Consider the following 10,483-nt stretch of genomic DNA (forward strand, 5'->3'; position numbering starts at 1 on the left):
ATCGCGGGATCAGTTCGATGGTCGACAGGATGGATTCGGCAAGAGGCGTTAATTCCCATTAGCCGGTGGCCAATATCCTTGACGAAAAGACCTTCCCTGCCTAGCCCAAGCTGCAGGTATCGATCGCCGCTCTCCTACACGTCGCCAACGTCGAGGTCCCCGACCAAGAGAGCACGGCTATCCGCGAACTGCGGCTCGCGGCACACTACGAGGAATGCGGCGGCGCCCCGCCAGTCAGCTTCCGCAGCACGTCCAACAGCGATGCGGGCCCCACTCTGGCGTTGACTCACTACTTGACTCGGGTGCCCACTGTGGCGTACCGCCGTCGACATCGGGCGGCACGCGCGGCCGGGCGACGGCCCCGTGCCCCGCACGGCGTACGCGGGCTCGCGCGGGCACGGGGCGGACCGCTGATCGGCCGTTCTGTCGACTCGTGGAACCGTCAACGCGTCGTTTGGCGGAACGCCAACGCGCCGTTCCGGCGGACCGTCAGTGCGCGTTCCGGCGACGCGTGGACCGGTCAGGCGGTCGTGCCGGCGTCGCCCGGGCGGATACGGCCGCGCCAACTGCCGTCGGTGCCGCCGCGCTCGACGAACTCCTTGAAGCGGTTCAGGTCACCCGTCACCCGGCGGCCGATCACGCCCAGCGCGTCCGCGCCCTTCTCGGCGAGGCCGGTGGGCTCGACGTCCATCGTCAGCTCCACCCGGGTGCGCGCCTCGTCCAGCCGCTCGAAGCGGACCGTGCCGCGCTGCTGGGTGTCGCCGTCGACGGTCCGCCAGGTGATCCGGTCGTCCGGGAGCTGGTCAACGATCTCCGTGTCGAACTCGCGCCGCACGCCGCCGATGCTGGTGGTCCAGTGGTTGTGCCGGTCGTCGATCTGCCTGACCTCCTCGACCCCCTCCATGAAGCGCGGGAACTCCTCGAACTGCGTCCACTGGTCGTACGCCTTGCTCAGCGGAACCGCCACCTCGACCGTTTCCTTGACCGTGCTCACGGAACCTCCTCGTCGGTTCGTCACGGGCCGGTCGCCGTGGGCGGGCCGGCCCTTCCGGGGTGTGCATGACGCCGGGTACCCAGGAACGGCGCCGTGATGACCGTCCGTCCCGTCGTCATCTCGTGGACGTACGGGAGGGGTTGCCGCGCCGCCGTCGGGTACGCGCGCGCCGCGCGGGCGGGGGCCGGGCGGGGCACAGGTGGGGGCCGGGTGGGAGCACGCCGTGGTGGCGTGGTTCGATTCGCGCCGCGCGGGGAAGCGATCCGGACCCGTCGGGCCCGGTTGTGTGTTTCCCTGGCATCTCGTGTCATCGAGGGGGGTATCAGGAGTCCATGAGGTTAAGCGTGCTCGACATCGGGTCGAACACCGTCCGACTTGCCGTGAGTGACACGAGGGACGGCGTACCGCTCCCGGTCCACACCGCGAAGTGGAAGCTGCGGCTTTCCGAACACGTGGGGGCGCAGGGGCAGCTCGGCGAGGCGGCCACCGAGCGACTGCTCACGGCGGTGCGGGCGGCGACGGAGACGGCCGCCCACTGGGGCGCGCCGGAGCCGTTGGCGTTCGCCACCACGGTGGTGCGCGAGGCGCCCGACCGGGCGGAGGTCCTGCGGGCGGTGCGCGAGCGGACCGGGCTGAGCCTGCGGGTGCTCCCGGGCGAGATGGAGGCCCATCTGACGTTCCTCGGGGCCCGGCGCTGGATGGGCTGGAGCGCGGGCCCGCTGTCCGTCTTCGACATCGGCGGCGGCTCACTGGAGGTCGCCTTCGGCCGGGGCCGGATGCCGGACTTCGCGGTCTCGCTGCCGCTGGGGGCGAACCGGCTCACCAACGAGTTCCTGCACGTGAGCGACCCGCCGTCGGCCGCCGAGATCGTCGCCCTGCGCCGCCGGGTGCGCCACCAACTCCGCGACGTCGCCGCCCGCATCCGCTGGGAGGCGCCGCACACCTCGGTCGCCACCTCGCGCACGTTCCAGCAGTTGGCGCGGTTGTGCGGGGCGGCCCCCGGGCGTCGCGGCCCGTTCGCCAAGCGCGTGCTGCGCCGCCGCGACCTGCGCGTGGCGATCGACCGGTTGGCCGCGCTCCCCGCCGAGCAGCGGGCCGAACTCCCCGGCATCACCGGACCCCGGGCCCGGCAGAGCCTGGCCGGCGCGATCGTCGGCCACACGGCGATGAAGCTCAGCGGCGTGGAATCCCTGGTCATCTGCCCCTGGGCGGTGCGCGAGGGCATCCTGCTGCGCTACCTGGAGGACGGGCCCGACTGGTGGGCCGAGGTCGAACACCCGGAGGCGGCCGGCCGGCCGCCGGAGTCCGCGCCGCCCGTGGCGGCCACGCCGCCACGCCCGGACGGGGCGGCGTCGGGCGGCACCGTGTCCCTGGCCCCGGCACCGCCCCTGGCACGTCCCCCTTCCCCGGGCCAGCCTCCCTCCCCGGGACAGCCCCCTTCCCTGGGGCAGGCGGCGTCCCTGGGCGCCGCCTCGACGGGCCATCGCCCGCTGCGGGTCGCCCTCGCGCGGGCGCAGCGCTGAGACGGGAGCGCGGGGCGGGCGAAGCCCGAGGCGGAGGCGTGGGAGGCGTACGCGGCGAACGGGTTCGTGCCCGGGTTCGTACGGGGCGTACGAGGGAGCGCGGGCCGTACGGGTCCGTGCGGGCGCGGGTGGCTCAGGCCGGGTCGGGGGCGGGCTCGGCGTCGGTGTCGGGCTTGGGTTCGGCGCCGGGCTCGGCCACCGCTTCGGACTCGGCCACGGCTTCGGCTTCGGCCACGGCTTCGGGCTCGGGTGCGGCTTCGGATTCAGGATGAGCGTCGGGCTCGGATGCGGGGACGTGGGGCAGGAGCAGGGTCGAGTCCGGGTGGACGGTGACGCGCACCGGCGTGAACGTGGTGGCGTCGATGGGCGGTTCGGCCGCGCTGGAGCCGCGCGCGTAGCGCGGGTGGGCGCCGCCGCTGAGTTGCCAGCGGACGCGGTGGCCGGCGGCGAAGCGGTGGGCGGTGGCGCTCATCGGGACCGTGACGTACGCGGGTCCCCGCTCAGTCGCGCGTATCCGGCCGAGACCGTCGCAGACGTTGACGGAGCGGCCTCGCTCGTCCACGTCGCACAGCCTGCTGAACAGGTCGGCCTGGCCGCCGTCCGTGCTGACGCTCAGCCGCGCCGCGACCGGGCCGAGGATGTCGATCGGCTCGGTGAGCGGGGGGCTGGTGAAGGTCAGGACGTCGTCCCGGGCCTCCAGGCGGCCGTTGTCGCGGGAGCCGGCGGCGCGGGAGAGCAGCGGGCCGCCGACGGAGGGGGTGGGGTCGGCGGGGTCGTAGCGGAACGAGGCGAGCGGTGCGCGGGCCGCGGTGGCCTGCCGGGTGAGGTGCCCGTCCGGGGCGGGGAACCACGGCGTGTTGGGCCGGGCGGGGGGCCAGTCGGCCAGGTCGCGCCAGGTGTCCGCGCCGCCGACGTGCACGCGCGCCCGCGTGCGGCGCGGTGCGGACGTGTCGGCGCACAGGTGCGCGCGCAGCCAGTCGAGGCTTTCGGCGAACACCTCGGTCCAGCCCTGTCGCAGCGCCGAGGTGTGCGTCCAGGGGCCGACGAGCAGGGTCGCCTCGCGGCCGGCCCGCCGCAGCCGCGCGTACTGCTCGAAGGTCTGGTCGGCCAGCACGTCGTGCCACCCGGTGATCAGGCTGGTCGGCACCCGCGTGCCCGCCGCCACGTGCGCCAGTGAGGCGCCGCTCCAGTACGGGTCGTCGGCGTCCGGGTGCGTCAGCACGTCGTCCAGCCAGGGCAGCGGGCCGCCGAGGGCCGTGGGGTAGGCGTCGCGCAGCGGCTGGGCGCCGGTGACCGCGCGCAGCCGCCGCTGGAGGCGCAGGATCGCCTTCACGAACGGTCCCCACCCCTGGTGCTGGTACGTCAGGCCGGCGCCGACGGCGAGGGCGTTCTCCAGTTGCAGCGCACCCCGGGTGTGGAAGAGGGCGTACGGGTCGTGCAGCCCGACCTGGACCACCATCGCGCGCAGTTCCGGCGGCGGGTCCGCGGCCAGCGCCCACTGCGCGTACCCCAGGTAGCTGGGGCCCACGGTGCCCAGCGCGCCGTTGAACCAGGGCCGCTCACGCAGCCACGCCACCGTGGCCAGGCCGTCGGGGGTCTCGTTGCGCCACAGGTGGAACGCGCCGCCCGAGCCGCCGGTGCCGCGGCAGCTCTGCAGGACCACGTGGAAGCCCTGTTCGGCGAAGAGGATGCCGAACTGCGGGGACCACGGGAAGCCCCGGCCGTAGGGCGAGCGCACGAGGAGGGTGGGGAAGTCGCCCGTGGCGCGCGGGAAGTAGTGGTCGGTGAGCAGCGGGCTGCCGTCGGCGGCGGGGACCGCGAGGCCCGGTTCCCAGCCCACCGCGTACCGCCTGGCCGGCAGGCCGCGCCAGGTCGCGCGCGCCAGCCGGGCGGCCAGCGGCGGCTTTCCGGGCGGCGGCGCCCAGGTCGGGGTCGGCGCGGGGTCGTGTGTGCGTGCTGCCATCGTCGCCCTCCTCATTCGCGTACGTCGTACGAGAATAGAGGATGCTTGGATGGGCACCCGCGGGAGCTGGCACTTCACGGCGCCGCCGGCGCGACGGCCGGCGCCCGCCGGAGCCGGTGCCGGGCGCCGCGACGTTCGCCGATGAACCAAGGGACCGATGAACCCAGGGACCCAGGGACCGAGGGATTGAGGAGGGTGCGGCCGTGACCCGTGACCCGGACGCCGGTGCGGCGGGGATCGACCCCGAGCGGCTCTGGCTGAGCGACCCGCAACCCCGCAGGGGCCGCCGGCCCGCCTACAGCCGGGAGGCGATCACGGCGGCGGCCGTCGCGCTGGCCGACGCGGAGGGCCTCGAAGCGGTCACCATGCGCCGGGTCGCCGCGCGGGTCGGGGCCGGCGTCATGTCGCTCTACAGCTACGCGCCCGACAAGGAGACCCTGCTGGAGCTGATGGTCGACCACGTCAGCGGCGAACTCACCGCCACCGGCCCGCCCACCACGCCCACCGGCGACTGGCGCGCCGACCTGAAGGCCGTCGCCCACCTCCAGCGCTCCCACATGCTGCGCCACCCCTGGCTGCCCGCCGCCCTGGCCACCCGCCGCAGCCCCGGCCCGAACACCCTGGCCTTCCTGGAGCACGTGCTCGCGATCCTGCGGCCCACCGGGTTGGACGGCGCGTCGAAGCTGGAGGTCTTCGCCCAGCTCACCGCGTTCGTGAGCGGGCACGTCGGGCACGAGCTGGCGCAGGCGGCAGCCGCCGCCTCGGCCGACCGCGCCGCGGCCGAGGCCCGCTACCTGGCCGCCGTCGCCGCCGACGGCCAGCACCCGGAACTCGCCGCGGCCCTCGCCTCGCCGGGCCGCCCGCTGGCCCCCGAGGCCACCTTCGGCCGCTTCCTGGGCCGCCTGGTCGACGGCCTCGACGCCGCCCCCTGACCGACCGACCCACCGACCCACCGACTCGCCAACTCGCCGCCTCGTACGCGGCGTGCCCGCGCCCGGCCCGCCCCGGCACCCTCGCGCGGCGGCGTCGGGACCGCCGCCTACTGTGAGCCCGGTGACGGACGAGAGCGCGGTGCTCCTGCGGCTGGTGGGGGTCGGACGGCGGTACGGGGACCGGCCGGTGCTGCGGGCGGTGACGCTGGAGGTGGCGCGCGGCGAGTGCGTGGCGCTGGTGGGCGACAACGGCTCGGGCAAGTCGACGCTGCTGCGGCTGGCCGTCGGACGGGAGCGACCGTCGGAGGGGACCGTGGAGTTCGCCGGGTCGCCGATCGACGAGGACGAGGCGGGCGTACGGGCGCGCGTCGCCACGGTGCTGGACGCCGGCGCGCACTACCCGGATCTGACGGTGCGTGAGCATCTGCTGCTGGTCGCGCTGGCGCACGGGCTGCGCGTGGCGACGGCCGAGGAGGCGGTGACGGCCGAGCTCGCCGCGTACCGGCTGACCGACCACGCCGACCTGCTGCCCGCCGCGCTGTCCTCCGGGCAGACCCAGGCGCTGCTGCTGGCCTCGGCGTTCGTCCGGCCGCACGACCTGCTCGTCCTGGACGAGCCCGAGCAACGGCTGGACGCCCACGCGCGGCGGGAGTTGGCGTGCCGGCTGGCCGCGCACCGGGACGCGGGGACCGCGGTGTTGCTGGCGACCCACCACGAGGGCCTGCGCGCGGTGGCCGACCGGGTGGTCCCGCTCGACGCCGTGCTGGCCGGGGCGGCGGACGAGGGCTGAGGTGGCGACCCATCCGGCCCTGGCCTACCTGCACGAGGTACGCGCCGGCGCGCGCAGGGCCAAGCGCGGGAACGCGTGGTTCGCCGCGTACGCCTGCGCCCTCATCGGGGGCGCGTGGGGGCTACCGCTCCTGCTGGCGGCCTCCTGGGCGGGCGGCGACGGCGGGCGGGGCGGCGCGCTCGGCACGCGCGTGCTGGACGCCCTGCCTCTGCTCGCGCCGGCGGCGCTGCTCCTGGCCCTGCTGCTGATCGGCTACGGCGCGACCTGGCGGGGCCCGGTGACCGTCGAACGCCCCGCGCTGACCTGGCTGTTGTCGGCCCCGCTGGCACGGGCGCCGGTGGTGTTGCCGCGCCTGCTGGCCGCGCTCGGCCTCGCCGCGGCGGGCGGCGCGATCGCGGGCGGCGTGGCCGGTTTCCTGCTCTCCGCCCTACGGGGCGGGCCGTGGGCCGGCGCCACCACGGCCGGCGGCTGGGCCGGCCTGTGCACGGCGCTGGTCGGCGGCGCGCTCGGCGTCGCCGTCGAGCGCCACGAGCCGTTGCTGCTCCGGCGCGGACCCGGCGTGCTGCGCGCCACGCGCGCCGCGATCGCCGCGCTGTGCGCCGGCGGAGCGCTGGGCGCGATGTGCGGCGTACCGTCCTGGCTCGGCGCGGTGTGCCTGTGGTCGGGCCCCTGGGGCTGGGCGGCGCAACCGCTGGTCGCGGCCGTGGGCGGGCCGGCCCCTGGCTGGCGCGTGGCGGCGGCGCTGGCGGCCGGGTGCGCGGCGCTGGCGGTGTGGGCCGCGCGCCGGGCGGCTCCCCTGATACCGCTGGCCGCGCTGCGCCGGCGGGCGACGGTCGCCGCCCAGGTCACGGCGGCGCTGTACGCCCTCGACCTGCGCCAGGCCCGCGGCGCCGTCCGCACCCTCGGTACCCCCGGCGCCCGCCCCCGGCTGCGCCTGCCCCCGCCCCGCCGCCGCTGGCTGCTCATCCCCTGGCGCGACGCGACCGGCCTGCTCCGCTCCCCCGCCCGCCTGGCCTGGGCCGCCCTGTGGACGACGGTCGCGGTGACCCTCACGGCGTACGCCCCCACGGCGCGCGGCGGCGCACAACTCGTCGCCGTCGCGGGCGCGGCCGTCGCGGGCTACCTGGCCGCGGCCCAACTCGCCGAGCCCGCCCGCGTCGAGGCCGACGACATCCACCGCGCCGCGCCGCTGCCCACCACGACGGGCGCCCTCGCCCTGTGGCACGCGCTCGTGCCGGGCGCCGCGCTGCTGACCGGCACGGGCGCGGGCGCCCTGCTCTGCGCGCTGGCCGGCCGGTGGCAGCCCGGCCTCGCGCTGCTGGTCGCGGCGGCGCCGGCGTACGTGGCGGCGGCGCTGGTCAGCGCGTACCGCGGGCCCGTGCCGCCGCACGTGCTGATCGGCGTCGAGACCCCGATGGGCAACACGGGCGGCCCGCAGGCGGTGGCCTGGTACCTCCGCGGCCCGCTGGTGCTGCTGGGCGCCACCACCCCGGTCCTCACCGCCACGGCCCGAGCCGGCGGGTTCACCCCGCTCGCTTTCGCGCTGGCCCTGCTGTGGCTGTTGGGCGCGGGGGCGGCGGGCCTGTGGTGGGCGTGGCGGACGGGACGGCGGGTGCTGCGGGGCTGAGCGGGGCCCTGCCGGGGAGCGGGGCGGGGGCTGGCCCCGAAGGGGTTGGAATCGGGCGAGGGGCCGGGCTCGGGCGAGGGCCGGGCTCAGGCGACGAGCCAGACCCGGGCCCGGACGCGTACGCCAAGCCGCCGCCCACCACGTCCACGTCGACGCCCACTCCAGCGGCGCGCACATCAGCGGCGCGAGCGCCCCTGCCACTGGCGTACGACACGAACGCCGCGCTCCCTCCGACGGCGCGGCATCCTCGCCGGCCGCCGCTGGGCCCGCGCCACGGGCATCACCCTGGCCGCCCTCAGCCTGGTGGCCCAGTTCCTCTTCCTGCCGTACGCCCCGTTCCGGTCGGTCGTCGTGATGGCGCTCGACCTGTTCGTGATCTGGGCGTTGGCGGTGTATCACGGGGGTCGGGTGAGGTAGGGGCGTCCGTCGCGACGAGGGGCGGGGTGGGTCTTCAAGGCCCCACCTGTGACGTGCCCATTCGATCGACTCGCGGAAGCGAAGCAGGGGGCTGATCGCCGAACCAGGCGTACTCAAGACCCGACAGCATCCCCGATTCGGTCCACAAGAGGATCTCGCCCACGAGTTCGCCCCCCTCATCGACAACCGTGCACGTCACCGGAGCAGGCCCGGACGGGATGCGGGCGCGAGGAACGTCACCCATGACGTGCAGGTCAACACTCACAGAACGAGCTCCCCACAGCGCCACCACCCGCGCTTCATCAAGTTGCTGACGCAACTCCTCAGCTCCCGCGAAGTCCGCTCGGAGGACCCTTTCCACCACCGCCCGTTCCTCGGCGGTGAGCGGTCGTGGCGTGAGGCCGCGAGCACCTCGTGGCGGCACGACGGGCACGTCTTCACGACTGCGCAGGGCCGACCGATCGACCCGACCAACCTCACCCGCACCTTCGTCGCGCTCCTCCGCAAGGCTGGCCTCCGCCGCATCCGCTTCCACGATCTCCGCCACTCGACCGCCACCCTGCACCTGGAACAGGGCGTCCACCTCGTCATCATCAAGGAACTCCTCGGCCATGCCCACGTGGGCGTCACCGCCACCGTCTACGCCCACGTCCGACTCCAGCGCCAGGCCATCGACACCCTGAGCGACGCACTGGGTGAGGGCGACGACTCCGAAGAGCCGCCGCCCTCAACGGTGGTCGTCCGCTGACGTTGCCGTCAGCGCTGCCGTCGAAGGGCGTTACGCAGGACTCTGGCCATCTGCTTCCACAGATATGCGGGCCACAGTCACTACGCCAGTGAACGAACTCTCCACCACAATGCGGTCACCGGGAGAATATATCCAGAATTCCGGTACGGATTCCGCGATGTCTGGCAGGTGAGAGATAGAGAATTCGAGCCCCATCTCTACACTCGGGACCGCCAGACTCTCCCAGAAAAAGATTAGGGTGTCAGCTTTCGGGGTGAATCGCTGGATTGCGGCGCCCAGCTCGATGGAACCCAACTCCCTCGAACTGAGCACCAAACGATCAGCAACCGCGTCCCACGCGATTGTACCGTCAGAGCTACGCGGGTAATGACTGAGGCTTTCGCGCTCGTACTGGAGATGCTGATCTAGGTTCAGCAACTGCACACCCGGCCGCCCAACCCAAGTCAGCCGTCGACCGCCCTGCCGATCTGCACGAACCACTCGAACCATAGATCTGGGCAGGAGGTCGGGCCTGGTTCCGTATACACCGTCGAGCGTCACGAATTACCGCTACGGCGATTCAGTCATCGCTCAGGGCTGACAGAACCCCCGCAAGGCCAACCTGAATCGATAATCACCTGGAAGGAGTGCAGCATCGCTGCCAGGCCGCCTTCCGGAATGATTACGAGATCGGAGCACTGAAAGCATGCGCCGCTGGCGCATTCTCCAGCCTCTCGCCAGCGATGCATTGCCTGCTCGATCGCCTGTAGCGTCATGAACGTGGCGCTCCATCGCGTCCCATGCGGGAGGCTTAGTTCAGCGTCGACGCTCTCAACGGTTTTCTTGTCGTCCTCCGTACCTAACATGAAGAGGGCACTGAACTGTCGATCCTCTACGCGGTAGAGAGAATCACTGGCCATACAGCTGGTTCAGCCTCACAATCCTTAGACTCGTTTGCCGTATCGGATTTCCCGACGACTTCCGGCACTACCCGCAAAGACGCGATGAACAAGCTCACCGAGAAGATCGCCGTCAGCGACCGCGGCGTCCCCATCCCGTCCACGGCGGGCAGCGTGGCTGCGTACCTGACGTACTGGCTGGAGAACGTCGCCATCCACCCTCTCCGCGAGAACATCCCCCGCTACACCGTCTGTGTCCACCGGTACCTGATGCCCGGCCTAGGCAAGAAGAAGCTGGCCAAGGACGTCCGCCCCTGGCTCAACCAGCTCCGCGCCCACGTAAGGCTCCGCCTCCAGCGAGACGCCATCGACGCCCTCGGCACCGCGCTCGACGGCCCGACGAACACCGAGACGGCACGCTCCGACGGCGACGAACCACCACCCTGTGCCTCACTCGCCCGCTGACGTTGCCGTCAACTACTGCCGTCACCCCACGCAGAAGCCCCGCCAGGACGTGCCTGACGGGGCTTCTGTTTTGCAAGCGTAATGAGGCGACCCGCTCGACGACCTGCTTCGACAAATGGCAGGGCCAGAGTCGAGAAATCCTCATT

General features: G+C 73.6%; 5 protein-coding genes and 4 pseudogenes. 7 read left to right on the forward strand and 2 right to left on the reverse strand.

What is annotated here, in order from left to right; genetic code table 11:
• Positions 1-520 precede the first annotated feature (520 nt).
• On the reverse strand, positions 521-994 hold the full coding sequence (locus H7H31_RS13840) for an SRPBCC family protein (protein ID WP_187063600.1): 474 nt from the start codon (positions 992-994) through the stop codon (positions 521-523).
• Between the two features lie 332 nt (positions 995-1,326).
• Between H7H31_RS13840 and H7H31_RS13845 the strand changes: the two are divergent.
• Positions 1,327-2,313, forward strand: a pseudogene (locus H7H31_RS13845) (Ppx/GppA phosphatase family protein); the annotation flags it as partial.
• A gap of 337 nt (positions 2,314-2,650) precedes the next feature.
• Here the strand turns inward: H7H31_RS13845 and H7H31_RS13850 are convergent.
• Positions 2,651-4,480, reverse strand: coding sequence for a CocE/NonD family hydrolase (locus H7H31_RS13850; protein WP_187060522.1), 1,830 nt, complete (start codon positions 4,478-4,480; stop codon positions 2,651-2,653).
• A 203-nt stretch (positions 4,481-4,683) separates the two neighbouring features.
• On the opposite strand from H7H31_RS13850, the gene H7H31_RS13855 reads away from it, so the two are divergent.
• The 6 genes and pseudogenes from H7H31_RS13855 to H7H31_RS34760 all read left to right on the forward strand — a co-directional run.
• Positions 4,684-5,412 carry a TetR/AcrR family transcriptional regulator gene (locus tag H7H31_RS13855; RefSeq protein WP_187060523.1) on the forward strand — a complete coding sequence of 243 codons (729 nt, stop codon included), beginning with the start codon at positions 4,684-4,686 and terminating at the stop codon, positions 5,410-5,412.
• Between the two features lie 112 nt (positions 5,413-5,524).
• Positions 5,525-6,202 (forward strand): ABC transporter ATP-binding protein, encoded by a 678-nt coding sequence (locus H7H31_RS13860; protein ID WP_372455939.1) that lies wholly within the window; start codon positions 5,525-5,527, stop codon positions 6,200-6,202.
• A gap of 1 nt (position 6,203) precedes the next feature.
• Complete coding sequence (locus H7H31_RS13865; protein ID WP_187117917.1) at positions 6,204-7,829, forward strand: DUF6297 family protein; 1,626 nt, start codon at positions 6,204-6,206, stop codon at positions 7,827-7,829.
• A gap of 240 nt (positions 7,830-8,069) precedes the next feature.
• A pseudogene (locus H7H31_RS35145) lies at positions 8,070-8,246 on the forward strand (DUF7144 family membrane protein); the annotation flags it as partial.
• Between the two features lie 394 nt (positions 8,247-8,640).
• Positions 8,641-8,994 (forward strand): annotated as a pseudogene (locus H7H31_RS13870) (tyrosine-type recombinase/integrase); the annotation flags it as partial.
• A gap of 962 nt (positions 8,995-9,956) precedes the next feature.
• Positions 9,957-10,205: pseudogene (locus H7H31_RS34760) on the forward strand (site-specific integrase); the annotation flags it as partial.
• Positions 10,206-10,483 lie beyond the last annotated feature (278 nt).

Origin of the sequence: Streptomyces buecherae (assembly GCF_014295035.1) — a bacterium.
Lineage (GTDB): Bacteria > Actinomycetota > Actinomycetes > Streptomycetales > Streptomycetaceae > Streptomyces > Streptomyces youssoufiensis.

Bases quoted from the DNA above. Each gene is read 5' to 3' on its own strand.
- H7H31_RS13850 (WP_187060522.1), bottom strand. From the start codon at position 4,480: ATGGCAGCACGCACACACGACCCCGCGCCGACCCCGACCTGGGCGCCG.